The sequence below is a fragment of the Mycetocola sp. BIGb0189 genome (assembly GCF_024810155.1).
GTDB classification, from domain to species: domain Bacteria; phylum Actinomycetota; class Actinomycetes; order Actinomycetales; family Microbacteriaceae; genus Mycetocola; species Mycetocola lacteus.
This window is the reverse complement of sequence record NZ_JANUED010000001.1, coordinates 391,508-407,985: the sequence shown is the minus strand read 5'-3', so window position 1 is coordinate 407,985 and position 16,478 is coordinate 391,508. Positions and strand designations below refer to the sequence as shown.

Annotated in this window: 16 protein-coding genes; 2 read left to right on the top strand and 14 right to left on the bottom strand. The window is 63.6% G+C overall.

What is annotated here, in order from left to right; translation table 11 throughout:
- Window positions 1-89: 89 nt before the first annotated feature.
- From M2390_RS01795 to M2390_RS01755, 9 genes are all read right to left on the bottom strand, one after another.
- Window positions 90-530 carry a thioredoxin family protein gene (locus M2390_RS01795; RefSeq protein WP_259176600.1) on the bottom strand — a complete coding sequence of 147 codons (441 nt, stop codon included), beginning with the start codon at window positions 528-530 and terminating at the stop codon, window positions 90-92.
- A 129-nt stretch (window positions 531-659) separates the two neighbouring features.
- Window positions 660-1,793 carry an acyl-CoA desaturase gene (locus M2390_RS01790; RefSeq protein WP_259176598.1) on the bottom strand — a complete coding sequence of 378 codons (1,134 nt, stop codon included), beginning with the start codon at window positions 1,791-1,793 and terminating at the stop codon, window positions 660-662.
- A gap of 177 nt (window positions 1,794-1,970) precedes the next feature.
- Window positions 1,971-3,140: an RtcB family protein gene (locus M2390_RS01785; protein WP_259176596.1), complete on the bottom strand. Its 1,170-nt coding sequence runs from the start codon at window positions 3,138-3,140 to the stop codon at window positions 1,971-1,973.
- A 955-nt stretch (window positions 3,141-4,095) separates the two neighbouring features.
- Entirely contained in the window at window positions 4,096-4,518 is a 423-nt protein-coding gene (gene arfB, locus M2390_RS01780; protein ID WP_259176595.1) for an alternative ribosome rescue aminoacyl-tRNA hydrolase ArfB, read from the bottom strand.
- A 90-nt stretch (window positions 4,519-4,608) separates the two neighbouring features.
- Window positions 4,609-5,433, bottom strand: coding sequence for an ABC transporter ATP-binding protein (locus M2390_RS01775; protein WP_259176594.1), 825 nt, complete (start codon window positions 5,431-5,433; stop codon window positions 4,609-4,611).
- Between the two features lie 11 nt (window positions 5,434-5,444).
- Window positions 5,445-6,530: an iron chelate uptake ABC transporter family permease subunit gene (locus tag M2390_RS01770; RefSeq protein ID WP_259176592.1), complete on the bottom strand. Its 1,086-nt coding sequence runs from the start codon at window positions 6,528-6,530 to the stop codon at window positions 5,445-5,447.
- Complete coding sequence (locus M2390_RS01765; RefSeq protein ID WP_259176591.1) at window positions 6,527-7,609, bottom strand: iron ABC transporter permease; 1,083 nt, start codon at window positions 7,607-7,609, stop codon at window positions 6,527-6,529. Before M2390_RS01765 ends, M2390_RS01770 begins: the two co-directional genes overlap by 4 nt.
- Window positions 7,606-8,673: an ABC transporter substrate-binding protein gene (locus tag M2390_RS01760; protein ID WP_259176590.1), complete on the bottom strand. Its 1,068-nt coding sequence runs from the start codon at window positions 8,671-8,673 to the stop codon at window positions 7,606-7,608. The genes M2390_RS01765 and M2390_RS01760 overlap by 4 nt, the downstream gene beginning before the upstream one ends.
- Window positions 8,674-9,014: 341 nt before the next feature.
- The gene (locus tag M2390_RS01755; protein ID WP_259176588.1) at window positions 9,015-9,857 is read right to left on the bottom strand and encodes an AraC family transcriptional regulator; all 843 of its coding nucleotides are present in this window, start codon (window positions 9,855-9,857) and stop codon (window positions 9,015-9,017) included.
- A gap of 341 nt (window positions 9,858-10,198) precedes the next feature.
- Between M2390_RS01755 and M2390_RS01750 the strand changes: the two genes are divergently transcribed.
- Window positions 10,199-10,594, top strand: a complete 396-nt coding sequence (locus M2390_RS01750; protein WP_259176587.1) for a type II toxin-antitoxin system VapC family toxin — start codon at window positions 10,199-10,201, stop codon at window positions 10,592-10,594.
- Between the two features lie 281 nt (window positions 10,595-10,875).
- Here the strand turns inward: M2390_RS01750 and M2390_RS01745 are convergent, their stop codons facing one another.
- The 3 genes from M2390_RS01745 to M2390_RS01735 all read right to left on the bottom strand — a co-directional run bounded on the left by M2390_RS01745 (window position 10,876) and on the right by M2390_RS01735 (window position 12,760).
- Window positions 10,876-11,175, bottom strand: coding sequence for a hypothetical protein (locus M2390_RS01745; RefSeq protein ID WP_259176586.1), 300 nt, complete (start codon window positions 11,173-11,175; stop codon window positions 10,876-10,878).
- A gap of 179 nt (window positions 11,176-11,354) precedes the next feature.
- The gene (locus M2390_RS01740) at window positions 11,355-12,206 is read right to left on the bottom strand and encodes a nucleotidyl transferase AbiEii/AbiGii toxin family protein (RefSeq protein WP_259176585.1); all 852 of its coding nucleotides are present in this window, start codon (window positions 12,204-12,206) and stop codon (window positions 11,355-11,357) included.
- Window positions 12,203-12,760, bottom strand: coding sequence for a type IV toxin-antitoxin system AbiEi family antitoxin (locus M2390_RS01735; RefSeq protein WP_259176584.1), 558 nt, complete (start codon window positions 12,758-12,760; stop codon window positions 12,203-12,205). Before M2390_RS01735 ends, M2390_RS01740 begins: the two co-directional genes overlap by 4 nt.
- A 237-nt stretch (window positions 12,761-12,997) precedes the next feature.
- On the opposite strand from M2390_RS01735, the gene M2390_RS01730 reads away from it, so the two are divergent.
- Window positions 12,998-13,981 carry an aldo/keto reductase gene (locus M2390_RS01730; protein WP_259176582.1) on the top strand — a complete coding sequence of 328 codons (984 nt, stop codon included), beginning with the start codon at window positions 12,998-13,000 and terminating at the stop codon, window positions 13,979-13,981.
- 61 nt (window positions 13,982-14,042) lie between these two features.
- Here the strand turns inward: M2390_RS01730 and M2390_RS01725 are convergent, their stop codons facing one another.
- Together M2390_RS01725 and M2390_RS01720 are read right to left on the bottom strand one after the other, a co-directional pair.
- The gene (locus M2390_RS01725; RefSeq protein ID WP_259176581.1) at window positions 14,043-15,386 is read right to left on the bottom strand and encodes an APC family permease; all 1,344 of its coding nucleotides are present in this window, start codon (window positions 15,384-15,386) and stop codon (window positions 14,043-14,045) included.
- A 53-nt stretch (window positions 15,387-15,439) separates the two neighbouring features.
- The gene (locus M2390_RS01720; RefSeq protein ID WP_259176579.1) at window positions 15,440-16,342 is read right to left on the bottom strand and encodes a carbon-nitrogen hydrolase family protein; all 903 of its coding nucleotides are present in this window, start codon (window positions 16,340-16,342) and stop codon (window positions 15,440-15,442) included.
- Between the last annotated feature and the right edge of the window lie 136 nt (window positions 16,343-16,478).

The following is a 16,478-nucleotide window of genomic DNA, read 5'->3' as shown; positions in this document are numbered from 1 at the left end:
CGGACACAACCTCTCGGGCATTCCGAGTGGATGGTTCGGTTCGGATCCGCACATCGGCCAGCGCATCAAATCGGGCCGACAGCAACGGCTCACCCCCGCGCACGGGTTCCCTCCCCCACCACATCAAGCTCGGCGATCACGCTCTCCCGTGCGATCACTCCCGACAACCGGGCCGAGGTGCGACCGGCACCGTCAAGGACCAACACGGTCGGGGTCTGCAGCAGGTTGAACCGACTGGCGAGGGCGGGATCGTGGGTCACATCCACGTGCACAAAATCGACACCCTCGCGCTCATCGGCGAGGGCGGTCAGAAGCCGTTTGGTACCCGGGCAGCGCGCGCACACCTCGGTACTGAACTGGACCACCGTGGCCGTGGATCCGAGGGCATCCACACCAAACAGGCCCGGGTCCAGGCGATCATCCGCGGCGGGATGGGTGACCCGACCGTTCCGGGCACGCAGCACCAGCCCGATCACCAGGGAAAGCACAACGAGGCCGGCCAGGAAGGCCAGCCCCGTCAGCGGAGACATCGTTACCGCCCGATCCGCGCCGGAGCACGGCGAACGTGCGAGGCGGAGGACGTGAGAGTGATCATGGTGTGAGCGTAGGCTCATGATCTCGCGGGCACAACCCACGCCCGTCACATGCGGTAACGGGTGTTACACCCCGAGCTGTCCACCTCCGCGGCGCATCTGCGCGGCGGCCGGGCAGTCGAACGGGTCGCGGGCGGCGAGGCCCACCCGGTTGAGGTAGGCGATCACGATCGCATAGGAGCGCAGCACCGAGGTTTCGGTGTAGGGCACATCCAGGCTCTTGCAGTGCTCGCGCACAATCTTGCGGGTGGCCGCCAGGTGCGGGCGCGCCATGCTCGGGAACAGGTGGTGCTCGATCTGATAGTTCAGGCCGCCCATGAACCACGCGACCCACGGTCCACCGTGAATGTTGCGCGAGGTGCGGACCTGCTTGGAGAAGAAGTCGAGACGGGCCGACGGATCGATGATCGGCATGCCCTTGTGGTTGGGGGCGAAGGAGGCTCCCATATACACACCGAACACGGCCATCATCACGCCGAAGAAGGCGAAGGCCATGCCGAGCGGCAGGAAGAGGAACAGCGGGGTCAGGACCAGGGCAAAGCGGGCGGAGATCATGCCGATCTCGATCCAGCGGCCGCGGACCTTACCCGGGCTGGCCAGGTGCTTGAAGCCCAGGAAGTGCAGGTTCAGGCCCTCCAGCGTGAGCAGCGGGAAGAACAGCCAGCCCTGACGCTGGGTGATGAAGCGGCGCAGACCCGTTGCGGTTACCGCGTCCTCCTCAATAAACGAGATGGTGTCCAGCTCGATGTCCGGGTCCTTGCCCACCTTATTCGGGTTGGCGTGGTGACGGCTGTGCTTGGAATCCCACCAGGAATAGCTCATGCCCACCACCGAGGTGAGCACCCGAGCCAGGCGGTCATTCGCCGGACCCGAGGCGAGAATCTGACGGTGTGCGGCCTCATGTGCCAGGAAGGCGACCTGGGTAAACAGGATGCCGAAGGCGGCGGCGATGAGCAGCTGGAACCAGCTGTGCCCCAGCAGAATCGATCCGGCAATCGCCCCGGCGAAGGCCACGGCTAATCCCGCACCCACGAGCGCGTAAAAACGCGGCGCACGCTTGAGCAGGCCGGCGGCACGAACCTCGGCCGAAACCTGCTTATAAGCGTGGGCGATCGGCGGAAAATCGCTGGTCCGGGCCGTGGTGCGGCGCACCGGTCCGAGGGTGGAGGTTGCGGGTTCGGCGTACGTCGATTCCATCATCGGCACCGTTCTTCTGGCTAGCAGCGCTCCGAAGATTACCGTGGCTGCAATGAAGCGAAGGGCGGTTGCCGATTGCTGACCCCAGTCTAGGGGCTCGGGTATACGCTGCCCGGTATGCACAGGAGAGTCCCATGCTTCGAGGCGCTCATTCTCAGCGCCCCGAAGCATGGAAATCGTCTAATCCCCCTTGACGTTGATGATCTGTCGCAGGGTGTGCAGGATCTTCACCAGGTCCTTCGAGTCCTCCATCACCACATCAATATCCTTGTACGCGGCGGGAATCTCATCGATGAAGGCGTCGGTATCGCGGTATTCGATCCCCGCCATTGCCTCCCGCAGCTGCTCCCGGGTGAAGGTCTTCCGGGCGGCGCTGCGCGAGTACTCGCGCCCCGCGCCGTGCGGCGAGGACTTGAGCGCGACGGGGTTCCCGAGTCCCTCCACCACGTAGGAGCGGGTGCCCATCGATCCCGGCACAAGCCCGAGCACACCGGCCGCGGCATTGATCGCCCCCTTGCGGGACACCCACACCTCCTTGCCGAAGTGCTTCTCGCGGGCGGTGTAGTTGTGGTGGCAGTTGATCCGCTCGTGCTCGGTGACGGTCTCCCCCGTCCACTCGGCGAACCGGGCGATGACCCGGTCCATCATTTCCTCACGGTTGGCCAGGGCGAAGTCCTGAGCCCAGTGCAGCTCCTTGATGTAGCGGGTGAACTGCGTGGTGCCCTGGGGCAGGTAGGCGAGGGCGGGATCGGGAAGCGAAATCCACCAGAGGGTAGCCAGCTCCTGGGCGACCCGAATGTGGTGCCGCGCGATCTTGTTCCCCACCCCGCGCGAACCCGAGTGCAGGAACAGCCAGACGCGATCCTCCTCGTCCAGCGAAACCTCGATGAAGTGGTTGCCGGAACCCAGCGATCCCAGCTGCAACCGCCAGTTGGGGGCGTAGGTGGCGGGATCAAAATCGGCACCTCTGGCCGATTCCTCCAGGGCGTCGTTACGCACCCTCGCCGTCTCGGTTTCCTCGGTGTTGTACTGACCGGCCGACAGCGGAATGGCCGCCTCGATGGCCTCCCGCAGCAGCGCCCGATCCAGATGCGCGATGGATTCGGCGGTGTGCTGGGTGCGCACGGCGATCATGCCGCAGCCGATATCCACGCCTACCGCCGCGGGAATGATCGCGTTCAGGGTGGGCAGCACGCTACCCACGGTTGCCCCCATGCCGAGGTGCGCATCGGGCATCAACGCAATGTGTGGATAGATAAACGGCAGACTCGACGCGGTGAGCGCCTGCTCTCGTGTTTTGGGCTCCAAAATCGATGCCCAACTCATCAGCGTCTTCGAAATCTTTTCCATGCCGTTATCCCTTCACATGGTCGCCATACTCGGCGGAAGGACCCACCGTCCATCGATGGGCAACTCGCCAGTATATGCACAAACGACTCGCGAGGCGATAGAACTCACAAATTAGTCGGCCGCTCGCCCGGGCGCTGATCAACGTCAAGAGTCACTCATTCGGGACGGACTGGATCCATCTTCCCTGGTCGGACACCGAGATCAAGGGAAGGTACCTGATGCGCTCGGCCCGATCAGTCGCCAGTGGGCACACTCTAAATTCTCCGGCTGGTTATCAGAGGCTAGATTCGACATCAAAAACGCTGAAACTCTCAAACGATCTGGGCCGCGTTTTTTCAAAGTTTCGACCCATTATTTTCTCAATCGTGGTCGATAAGGTTGCACTGCTCAAGCAAGCGAGATCGGATAGTCCACTTGGCATCGCGTACGCGCTCCTCCATGAGCGCATTGCGCTCTCTATCGAGAAGCTATTTGGCAATGAAAGCGCCGTGATCATCGCGGATCAGCAAACTCAGCACGAACACTATTTCCGATCGGGAGGGATGAGCGCGGCACGGGACGCGCTCGCCCGGAACCTGCGAGAGAAACCAAAATTTAACCTTCACAACCACGCGCTGCATGCTGGACGGCATCGCGCCGGAGCAACGGTCGTTTCTCTGGCCCGAAATCAAACATGCAATGGCGATCCACTGGACGTCCGGATCGATCGAGCGAAGCGGGTTTGCGATCTACCCACCGACACTGCACTATCCAGCCCTCTAGCTCCGAGCACATAATTAGCTCCGAGCACAGAAAACCGGCACTCCATGCTGTTCCACCAGATTCTGGAAGGACAAGCTGAGCGCCGGTTTTCTTAAGATACCCCAGCGAGAAACCCACTTCTAGCTTTCGAACGTTATCTGTTGTGAAAGCACAGCCCTCGCACCTGCCGGCCGCAAGTCAAGGCTTCTCGAAATTAGTCGGCGGCGGGCCGGCGGCGGTTCTGTTTGGTTTGTGCGCGCTGCCCCTTCGCCTGCAGGCGACGCTGCTGGGATCCGCGGGTGGGCTTGGTCGCGCGGCGGCGCGGACCATCGGGACGCAGAGCCGTACGCACCCGCTCACCAAGCTTGACCAGCGCACGCTCGCGATTGCGCAGCTGGGAACGCTGCTCGGAGGCGGTGATCTGGATGACCCCGTCCACCAGGATTCCCGGCAAACGCTCCAGCAGTCGCTCGCGCTGCTGCTCGGTCAGTACCCGCGATTCGGCCACGTTCCAGCGCAGCTGCGCCTGCGAATCCGACGTGTTCACGTGCTGGCCGCCGGGGCCCGAGGAGCGCGAAAAGCTCCACTCCAACTCGGCGGCCGGAATGGTGAGCGAACGGGAAATCTCAAGATCCATACTCCCCAAATCGTACAGCCGGCCGCCGTCCGTGTGCTCCTCGGGTCCGCAATCGGAGGCTCCGGAGCACACGGACGGCGGGCAACGAGGTTACTGCGCACCCGCCTCCGCGGCCCGCGCGCGCTGCCAGGATCGGCGCCCACCCAGCGGCAGTACCAGCGGGGTGCCCGAGATCGGATCGGTGATCACGCTGCACGGCAGGTCATACACGGCCTCGACGAGCTCGGCGGTGATGATCTCGCGCGGATCCCCCTGCGCCACAATCGCCCCGTCGCGCATCGCCACCAGGTGGGTTGCGTAGCGCGCAGCGTGGTTGAGATCGTGCAGCACCGCGACCAGGGTGGTCCCGCCCTGGTGGAGTTCGGCGAAGAGCTCCATCAGGTCGATCTGATGCGCGATATCGAGGAACGTGGTGGGCTCATCCAGCAGCAGGTGTCCGGTTTGCTGGGCGAGCGCCATCGCGACCCACACACGCTGCCGCTGTCCACCGGAGAGCTCATCCACCAGGCGGCGAGAGAGTTCGGTGGTTCCGGTGGCGTCCAGTGCCTCGGCCACCGCCCGCTCGTCTTCGCGGCTCCAGGTGCGCATCGCGTTCTGATGCGGGAAGCGCCCGCGGCCCACCAGATCGGCCACGGTGATCCCGTCCGGTGCGATCGAGGACTGCGGCAGCAGCCCCAGCTTGCGCGCCGCCTCCTTGGGCTTGAGCGAGCGCAGCTCGGAACCATCCAACAGCACCGCACCGGTGGTGGGCTTCAATAGCCGCGCGAACCCGCGCAGCAGCGTCGACTTTCCGCACGCATTGGGGCCGATGATGATCGTGAACGAGTTGTCGGGCACCTGGAGGGAGAGATCCGAAATGATCGGGTCACTGCCATAACCGAGCGTGATGTCCCGAGCGAGAAGGGAGGTGGTCATGTGTGTTCCTTTCACACGCGTCGCGAGTATTGCCGGGCCAGCAGCCAGGCCAGATAGAGTCCACCCACCGAGACCGTGACCACGCCCACCGGAACCTCCAGCAGCTGGGCCACGGCATCCGAAACCACAACCAGGGCGGCGCCGGTCAGCATGACCGGGATTGTCCCCATCGGGGTGTTGGAGCGGATCAGTCGCTGGGCGGTCTGCGGAGCCGCCAGCGCGATGAAGGAGATGGGGCCGGCGGCCGCGGTGACCAGGGCCACCAGCGCGACCCCGATGATCATGGCCGAAAGCCGGGTGCGAGCGGGGTTGATACCGAGTGCGGTGGCCGCATCATCCCCCATTTCCAGGACCGGGAGGGTGCGGTTCAGCGGCAGCGCGATCACGGTCACCAGCACAAACACGATGGCCGCAGGAACCAGCTGATCGAAGCCGAGCGAGGCAATCGATCCGGCACCCCAGGTCGCGGCCATCATGGCCTTTTCCACGCTCACGGTGATCAGGATCCAGGAGGTCAACGACCCCAGGCCCGCCGAAACTCCGATGCCCACGATGATGAGTCGGAACGAGGACATCGTGTTCTTGTTTGCCAGCACGTAGACCAGCAGCGCCGTGAACAGACCGCCGGCAAGCGCCCCCACGGCCTTAAACGCGTAGGTATTGAGGTTGAACACGAGCATCAGCAGGGTCACGCCGAACTGGGCACCGATGCCAAAACCGATGATGTCCGGGGACCCCAGCGGATTGCGAGTCAGCGACTGGAAGATGCCGCCGGAGAGTGCCAGGGCCGCCCCGCACAGCACCGCAAACAGGACCCGCGGCAGCCGCCATTCGAACACAACCTGTCGAACATCGGGATCGGCGGCGGGGTTGACCAGCGCGTTCATGACCTCGCCGAAGGAAACCTCATAGGCACCGATGGTCATCGAGTAGAGACCACCCAGGATGATGACGGCCAGCAGGATCAGCGAGATGACCACCGAGCGCGCCGGGATCCGAGTGGCGATGCGTCTGGTGTCAATGCGGAAGTGACGCCGGCCAAAGTCCACCGGCGGCAGCTCACGTCCGGAGGCGCGGGACAGATTGTCGACGCTCACAGTGTGCTCACCCGCTTACGACGTACCAGTGCGATCAGCACCGGCGCTCCCAGCAGGCCGGTCACGATGCCTACCCGCAGCTCGCCGTTGGGCAGCACCACGCGGCCCAGGATGTCGGCAAGAATCAGGAAGATGGGGCCCACCAGCATCGAATAGGACAGCACCCAGCGCTGATCCGGGCCGGTAAACCAGCGGACCATATGCGGGATCATGATGCCCACAAAGGCGATCGGTCCGGCGGCGGCCACGGCCGTCCCGGCCAGCAGGGTCACCGCGATGATGACCAGCGCCCGGGTGGTGGCGACGCGAGCACCGAGGGACTGGGCCAGGTCATCGCCGAGGGCCAGCGCGTTGAGCGAGCGGGCACAGATCATGCCCAGCACCAGGCCGGCGACGATCAGCGGGATCGCCCAGGTGAGCTGGTCCATCGTGCGCCCGCCCACCGAGCCGACGCCCCAGAAGCGGGTCACATCCAGCGCGCTGCGGTTTTGCAGCACGATCGCGGTGGTGAATCCGGTGAAGGCTGCGCCGAGGGCAACCCCGGCGAGGGTCAGTTTCATCGGGGTGGCCCCCGAGGGACCAAACGATCCCAGCGCGTACACCATCAGGGTGAGCAGCATCGCACCGCCCAGGGCAAAGGGCACGTAGGTTCCGGGAGTGGTAAACCCCAGCACGCCCACGGCGAAGGTCACCGCGAAGGATGCCCCGGCGTTCACCCCGAGGATGCCGGGATCGGCCAGCGGATTGCGGGTAAACGCCTGGATTAGCGCACCACACACCGCCAGGGCGGCCCCGATGAAGATCGCCAGAATCGTACGAGGCACACGCAACTGCTGGATCATGAGGTGCAGCGGATTGTCCTCATCGTAGGCAGTCAACGCGGACAGCACGGTTGCGGGATCGATCGCCCGGTTTCCCACCATCAGCGAGGCGATCACCGCACACGCCAGGAGTCCCGCGGCCACAAACAGCCCGATGACCTTGAGCCCGGTACGCCGGGGAGCGTCCGTGCCGGGCGCGCGGTCGCCCGCCCCCGGAGGTTCCGGGAGCGGGCGGGCGGTGGTTACTTCGGAGGTCACTTGCCCGTGTTGGTGGGCTTGCCCTCAAGCGCGGCGGCGAGATCGTCGACGTACTTGGGGAGGATGTACTTCAGCGAGAGCACGGTGGGCGCGCTGATCGCGGCGGCCTCGGCGTCCTCGTTGTAGATCACGTAGTGCTTCTCGGCGATGGGCTCCCAGCGGGAAACAATCTTGTTCTCGACCGTGTAGACACCGTCGTTGTGGCTGCTGCCCCAGGCCACGAAGAGGTCGGCGGGCACGTCGTAGAGCTTTTCCAGGCTGACGCCGGTGTACCAGTTGTCGCCCTCGGCGGTCTTCAGGAACGTGTCCATTGCCGAGGTCGAGGTGAAGCCCAGCGCCTCGGTGATGCGCACGCGGCCGTCGTACTTGAGGTAGACGCCGAGGTCGGTGCCGCCCTCGTTGAGGGTCAAGCCCCAGACGAAGGACTTGCCCTTGAACTCGGGGTGTTCCCCGGCCAGGGTTGTTACCTGAGTCTCGGTTTCCTTGATCAGCTCCTCGGCCTTCTGGTCCTCCCACATGGCCTTACCCACCACGCGGGTCATGCTCTCCCAGGTTCCCGGGTTCCACGGACCATCGATATAGGGCACGGTCGGGGCGATCTCGGACAGGCGCTTGTATTCGATGTCGCTGATACCCGAGTACAGGCCCAGGATCAGATCGGGCTTGAGTGCCTTGATCGCCTCATAGTTGGGGCCCTCATCACCGGCGGGGATGATCTCGGGGGTCTTGCCAAATTCCTTCTTGGTGTAGTCCTCGAACCACGGGGTAAACCCGCTGTCGCCGGCGCCCCACACCTTTTCCACACCCACGGGGTTGACGCCGAGCGCGGCAACAATATCGGGAGTCATCCAGCTCAGCGCCACAACGCGCTTGGGCTTCTGGGGGATCTTGGTTTCGCCGTGGGCGTGTTTGATGACCACACCGGAGGTGGCGGCGGGGGCGTCGGATGCGCCCGGCTTGGCATCGGCGCTGGCACATCCGGCCAGGGCGAGGACGGCGGCCAGCGCGACGGCGGCCAGCGTGGTTACGCGGCGGGCCTTGGGGCGCGCGAGGGCGTGCGGCATGGTTCTCCTTGAGAGTGTTGGGGGGAAGTGTGGCAGCGTCGACGCCGCTTGATTAGGTAACGCTAACCTAATACGTCGATGCTAGGACGGATCCCCATCGCACAGTGTCGGCAAACCGACGATTTATGTCTTTATTTCGACAATTCAGCGAAAATCGGGCAACACGCCGAAGCTCCGACACCCGGTCGGAAACCCGCGGAATCGCGCGGGCCCACTCCCCGAACAACCTCTGGCACCGACGAAGGTCGCGAGGGCTCACCGGGAACCAGGCCGACCATCACAGGGTGAGGCGCAGGCATGCCGCCGTCATGGCTCATCAGCATCACCGGGAGCGACGGGGCCTACCGCCAGTAGAGATGGTGGGCCGAATCGGCCTCCACCCGGGCGATGTGCTGCCGCGGGGTCATCCCGAACCGGTCCCTGAATGCCGCCGAAAACGCGCTGGTACTCGCGTATCCGCAGCGGTGGGCGGCGACTCCGACGGGCGTACCATCCACGATTAGGCGCGCAGCCAGGGTCATCCGGACTCCGGTGCGCCACTGCCCGAAGGTCATCCCCACGTCGTGTGCAAAGACCCGAGCCACCATCCGCTCATGCAGGCCGTGCAGCGCACACAGCTGCGCGGCCGTCCGCGGATCGCCGGGATCGGACAGCACCGCCTGCGCGAGGCCCTGGACCCGCTCATCCACCGGAAGCGGCACCTCACCCCAGCCCTCGGCGACCTCGGCGGCGGGCTGCTGCACCATCTCGATCAGGACGGCCTGGATGCGGATCCGCAGGTCATCGGGCATGTCGTTAATCCCCAGATGCAGCAGCATCTCCTGGACCGCCCGGGGCACGAGCACGCGGGAGGTTTCCTCAACCGGGGCCACCAGGGCATGGTCGGGAATGTAGGTGTAGCAGCCGGTCGAATCGCGATCGTGGCGGGAGGTGTGCGGGGTTCCCGCGGGAATCCAGACGCCCTGCCCCGGCGCAAGACGCCACATCGCATCCTGCAGGTACACCCAGACTGTCCCCCGATAGCACCAGGCGAGCATCGCATCGGGATGGGTGTGCGGCGGAGACACCGGCCGCGAATGGCCGTCCTCCGGGGTGACCACCCCGGTGCCCATCAGGTACGGCGAAACCACCGTGGAGGCGTGCTCCCGAAACGCCTCCCACTCGTCCTGCCGATACGCGTTCATGAGGCCCCATGTTACCGGCGTCCCCGTGCACGAAAAACAATGTATATGCCATTTGAATCCCCAGTAAAAGGCCTAAACCCCTGGTAGCGTGAGCAAACATTCGCATGAGACGAGCAAGTGAGAGGGGATCAGCTAGTGTCCACAGAAGAGCAAAGTGCAGCTTTCACTGAGCCAACCGAAACGGCTTCGGCGACGGAACTCATGTCATCGCTTAGCACTGAGCCTCAACCTCAAATTGCCGCTCGGCTTCAGTCTTTGAGTCGTCGAATCACCGCAGAGCACGTTGCGCGGCAGCTGCAGGAATTAGAGGAGTCTCGCGGTCCACACGGTGCGGGCTCACAGTGACGGACGCACTCCTTGACACCAACGTATTCATTACGGCGCCGTCGCGCATCCTCGGCAGAATCGACCACTATCGGGCAAGCACCATTGTGCGGTCCGAACTTGAACACGGTTGTCGCCTCATGCTGCAAGACAATGGCCGCGCCGAGGAAGCATCGATCCGTCTGGCGATGCTCACGTTGCTTGATCAGCTTTCACGGTTCTGGGTGAACTTTGATACGGACGCCGCGATTGAATTCGGAAAGTTTGCCGGGTTAGATACAACGCGGCTGCGCGCAAAGGATGCCCTTATCGCCGCTCATTCCCTCTCGTTATCACTGCCGCTCATCACGGCCGACAAACGCTTCAGCATCTACCCACGATTGAAGGTTCTCAATCCCGACAGTGGAGCATAATTCAGCGCCAACACTGAAACCGCTGTCCCTATCGTTACCGTTTTCGTCTCGACGGCAAATCTGGGTCTTGCCGTGTCTGCTGTGGGGGTCTAGTGTCTCCCTATGGTGACTCCTCATAAAGTGCACCCGGAGACCGGGGCGCTCCTCATTCTGTTTGAACGGCCTTTCTCAACCGAGGCTGGACGCACCCATATGTGGGTCGATGATGAGGGTCATCAGTACCCGGTGAGCGCCGCCGAACTGGCGCACCTCCAGGCCGAGGAACGCGACTAGCGCTCGTCTCAGCGTGGGCTGCGGGAGGCGCGCACGGCAAAGATTCCGCGCTCCATCGACCAGATTCCTCCGCCCAGCGCGATCACGATAATGGCGATCACGAGTGCCGAAATCGCGCTCGGAAACCATTCCATCGAAAGAACGCAGAGAACCAGCAGCCCGACCGTGCTGAATGCCGGGAGAATGCTCGCGGAGCGGACCCTGCTGATAGCTGCCTGATCCAGTCGTCCGTCCACGTACACCGTGCGCAGCAGACGCCAAAAGAAGATTCCAAACACCACAATTCCCACACCCGTGGTCCATGACATAACAGCGTCCATTGGCGGGCCCTTCCCGTATGCGGAACCTAGCCGGGCGAGTCTATCGGCTGGGAGCCCTGGACGCCTCACGTGCCGGCTACTGAACCGCCGTACATTTTGACGCCGCTGGCAACGTGGAAAAGATCACCGTGGAGTCGTAGCAACCGGCCCTCCAAACCCGCGATCATCTACTCCTCACCTCCTCGTGCGAAGATCGGGTCGAGGATGAGCGCCACGCGTGCGACCTGCTCGTCCAGGTCGAGTTCGCAATCCGATTCCAAGCCCTCCTTGCGTCGCCATGCAGACCAGCGAGCCTGCTGCAGTGCGCCATATCCGCGAAGAGTCTCCGACACCGGTTCCAGCTTTACCCGTCGATACTTCGCAACCGCACGCACGGCCAGAAGCAGCGCATCGCCGTCTAGGCCTCGACGGCCAAGAGCGACGATGTCAACATAGTCGCGCCAGCGGGTATTTGCCAGGCCTCGCTCAAGAATGGTGATGCCATTTTCGGCCACCGTCGATTCGGCCGCAAACCCCAACATCACAATTGGTTCTCCGAAGATTCGCTCAAGCGTGATCATTCTTGGCGGAGGAACGATCGGGTCCCCGGTCGACACATCCCAGGAAACGATTCCACGCCAACTCGCAATCCTGACGCCGACTCGTACCCGCAATCCCGGATATTCTGCGTCCTCCCGGATTTCTCGAATGGTGAGGCTTTCGAGGTTAAATTCCACTCCGTCGTCAATGTCAAGCCCGGCAATCTCTCGAACCACCTCACTCAGATTTTCAGGAGATACGGCAGACCCGATCGCATTGGAATCAACGTCCTGGGTTGGTCGTCTCACACCATAGGCGCCCAGAAGGATTCCGCCCTTCAACACAAATTCCGCAGAATGCCGGGATCGGTTCAGGCGGTCGACAAACGACTCAAGAGCATGCCGAATTAGGTATTCCTGGGTGGGGGCACGCATACTATTTTTCGCGCCCGTCGAGCGGGCAAGAGCCTGGACTCTTCGGTACACCAGCTCCGAACTCATGACAGGATATCCAGAGCCTGAAGAACCGGAGCTTTCGACCGCGGAAGCATGGACGCGATGCGCATCAGGTCGGCAGGCTTGCCACCGCGGCGCAGCCATTCTTTCAGTGCGTCCCGAGGAACCTCGTATCCGATGGAGGCTCGCATCCGAAAACAGTCTGCGATCGTGCGCGCGGCACTGTACATCCCAATGCTTTCGCCAGTGCCCGCAATGGTGATCTCCGATCGTTCGAGGAAAAATGTTTCTCGATCAAATTGACGCCAACGAATCGCGCCGCTCGTAACCGGTGAACGGGTTCCCCGCGGAATCGCCACATCGAGTGCATCCGGGATCTGATCGGTGAGCCCGAAATGGTTCAGGGCCGAGATCAGACTGATCGTCGATTCGGGCCGCAGCAAGGCAGCCTCGGCCTGATCCCAATCGGCAACCCTGGCATCCGCCGAAATGTACAGGCCGCGGCCAACACGTTCAAGATCCCCACCGTGATAGCGACGGTAAAGAGTGCTCCGGCTCAGATTCTCCGCTTCTGTCTGACTCGCTCTAATGATGCTCATGTTCTCGCCTCCAGTTGGAACATAACGCTTACAGATAAATTTAGCTGATTACGGTTTGTTTCACATCAATGATGTTTAACAGTGCAAGCCGGTTCCCCTCATCGGCTGCCCGCTCCCAAGCAGAGTAGGCACCGAAAGCACGGTGAGTACAGGCTCGATGCACACAAAATCGCTAGCATTGGACCTGCACCCCGGGATTCCGGCGATGCCACCGAGTTCGGCAGAAGGAGCACACCCATGGAACAGCGCAGTCTAGGAAAAACCGGACGATCCGTCTCGGCGATCGGGCTAGGAACCTGGCAGCTGGGTGCCGACTGGGGCGAGGTCAGCGAGGCCGATGCGCTGGCCGTGTTGGAGGAGTCGGTAGCCGCCGGCGTCACCTTCTTTGACACCGCCGATGTGTACGGCGACGGACGCAGCGAGCGCTTCATCCGCACCTTCCGCGAGCGCAACCCCGAGCAGAACGTGTTTGTGGCCACCAAGATCGGCCGCCGCCTGGAGCAGCTCCCCGAGAACTACTCGCGCGAGAACTTCACCGCCTGGGTGGACCGCTCGCGCACCAACCTCGGCGTGGACACCCTGGATCTCGTGCAGCTGCACTGCCCGCCCTCCGCCGTCTACACCGATCAGCGCGTGTTTGATGCGCTGGATGAGCTGGTCGAGAAGCAGGCCATTGCCGCCTACGGGGTGAGCGTCGAGGAGAGCGCGCAGGCCCTCACCGCGATCGAACGTCCGGGGCTGTCCTCGGTTCAGATCATCCTCAACCCGTTCCGGCTCAAGCCCCTGGATGAGGTTCTGCCCGCGGCTCTTGCCCACGATGTGGGGATCATTGCCCGGGTACCGCTGGCCAGCGGGCTGCTTTCGGGCAAGTACACCGCGGACACGGTGTTCCCCGAAAACGACCACCGCACCTACAACCGCAACGGCGAAGCCTTCGACCGCGGCGAAACCTTCAGTGGCGTGGACTTTGCCGACGGGCTGGCCGCCGCCCAGGAGTTTGCCGCGGCCCTGCCCGAGGGGGTTTCGGTTCCGCAGGCGGCGCTGCGCTGGCTGATCGACCAGCCGGGCGTGACCGCCGCCATCCCCGGTGCCCGCAACGTCCGCCAGGCCCTGGCCAACGCCGGGGCTGCCGATCTCCCCCGCACCTCCCCCGAGCTGGATGCCCGCGTCCACGAGATCTACGACCGCTACTTCCGTGCCACCGTGCACCCGCAGTGGTAGTCACCCCGCATAAAACGGCGCCGCGTTCCCTCCCGAGTAACGCGGCGCCGTTGCTTGTGGGCTAGACGTTGTCGACGCTGAGCTCCGGCGGCTGGCGACGGAAGCCGCGCGTGGTGATCCCCAGCACGATCACTCCCAGCACAAACCAGATCGCGCCCAGGGTGATCGCGTGCACGTCCAGCTGGGTCAGCAGGTAGGCGATCACGATCATGCCAATAATCGGCAGCACCACGTACACCAGCGGATTGTGGGTGATTCCCTCGCGGCGCTGCTTGAACCAGTACACGATCACCGACAGGTTCACCATGATGAACGCCACAAACGCCCCGAAGTTGATAAACGAGGTCGAGGTGGACACGTCCATGAACATCGCGATCAGACCCACGATCGCGATCACCAGGATGCTCAGCATCGGGGTGCGAAAGCGCGGGCTCAGCGCGCCGAAGATGCGCTTGGGCAGTACGCCGTCACGCCCCATCGCATAGAGCAGACGGCTCCCCGAAGCCTGGGCGGCCAGTCCCGAGGTGAACTGGGCCACCACCAGCGCGGCCAGGAACACCGCGCCGAAGAGGTTGCCACCGATCTTTGTGGCAATCTGGAAGGCCGCGGTGTCCGAATCGGTGAAGGTTCCGCCCGGGTGCACCAGCTGGGCCACGTAGGCCACGATCACAAAGATGCCGCCGCCGATCAGGGCGACCAGCATGATCGCCTTGGGAACCGTGCGGCGCGGTTCGATGGTTTCCTCGGTCAGCGTGGTCACCGCATCGAATCCGAGGAAGGAATAGGCGGCCACCGCCGCACCACCGGCGATCCCCGCGAATCCGGCGTTGATCCCGGTAAAGGGCTCGGCGCTGAACAGGCCCGAGGGACCATTGGTGTTCACCACCGAGGCGATCGAGAGGGCCACAAAGATCACGATGACTAGGATCTGGAAGGACATCAGGATCAGGTTGGCGCGGTCGGCCACCTTGAGCCCGATCACGTTGAGAACGCTGGTGATCACGATGAATCCGAGGATCCACACCGGCATCGGCACCCCGGGGAACTGCGCCTGGAGGTAGGAGCCGCCGATCAGCCAGATGACCATCGGCAGGAACATATAGTCGAGGATGACCGACCAGCCCACCAGGAAGCCGATTCGACCGCCGATCGTGCGTCGCACGTACGTGTAGGCCGATCCGGCCACCGGATACGCCTTGGCCATCCGGCCGTAACTACTCGCGGTGAACAGCATCGCGATCAGCGCGATCAGATAGGCGCTGGCGCTGGCACCGCCGGTCTGCGAGGCGATCACACCGAAGATGCCCAGCACGATCAGCGGGGTCAGATAGGCCAGCCCAAACAGGACCAGCGAGGGCAGCTTCAGCGTGCGTGCAAGCGTGGGAGCGGGGGAAGAATTTGACACAGTGAGATCCTCAATCGAGTGGTGTGCCGCATCGTTCAGGGGCCGTAAACGGTCTACTGGGCGCTTGCGTTGGGGGTTTGGGGGGACCAGTGCAGCGGGTCGATACGACCCCGATACATGGGAAGTTCGATGGTGGGATCACCCTCGTGGAACTGTGCCCACATCCGGTTGCTGCCCATCGTGCCGTGCTCGCGAACCGCGGCCACCGCGGCCGGATCAAACGTGAACGTCAGGGTCTCTTCACCGAGGCCTCCCTCGGCGATCACAAATCCTTCGGGGCCCACCACGATGCTGCGGCCGCGACCCACCGGTTCGGCGGCGTTCAGGCTCGCCACCACGTACTGGTTGACGATCGCATTGGCACGGGCAAGCACAAGCTCCTGCTCGCGATCGGGCGAGGTGGTCTTAACGATGTTGAGGACCAGCTCGGCCCCCAGCCAGCCCAGCTGGCGGGCGTGCTCGGGGAACCAGGCGTCGTAGCAGATCGACAGACCCACGGTTCCGTGCTCGGTCCCCGCATGGGTCAATCCCTCGACGATGAATTTATCGCCCGGACGGTGCGGCTCGAACGGACGCCAGGGGAACATTTTGCGATAGCTGGCGCGCAGGGTGCCGCTGGGATCGAAGATCAGCTGGGTGTTATAGAACTCCCCATCCGCACCAATCTCGCCGATACTGCCGGGGCAGAACCAGATGCCGTGCTCGGCGGCGATCGCTCCCAGTCGGGTGACATACTCTTCGTCCAGCGTGACCGCGGCGGCGCGCAGGGCCGCGGGACGCGCCTCCTCGGGGAGGTGTTCGGTCCCGCACAGGTGCATCTCCGGGTAGACCAGTAGCTCGGTACCGGGGTGGGCGGCGAGCGTCTCGGCCACCTCGCGGGCAAACCCCTCCAGGGCGCCATCAATCGGGTACGGCCGGCGCTGCGCCAGCGCGATCCTGAGTTTTTCCGCGGTCATGTTGAACTCCTGTCTGGGCGAGACGAACCGGACCCGACGGGCACCCACGCACCCGACATCGTTTCGCATCGTGGTTCACTGCCGATTCAATCAATCCCGGAGAAATTGATCAACGGTAAACCAGAGATTGGGCCCG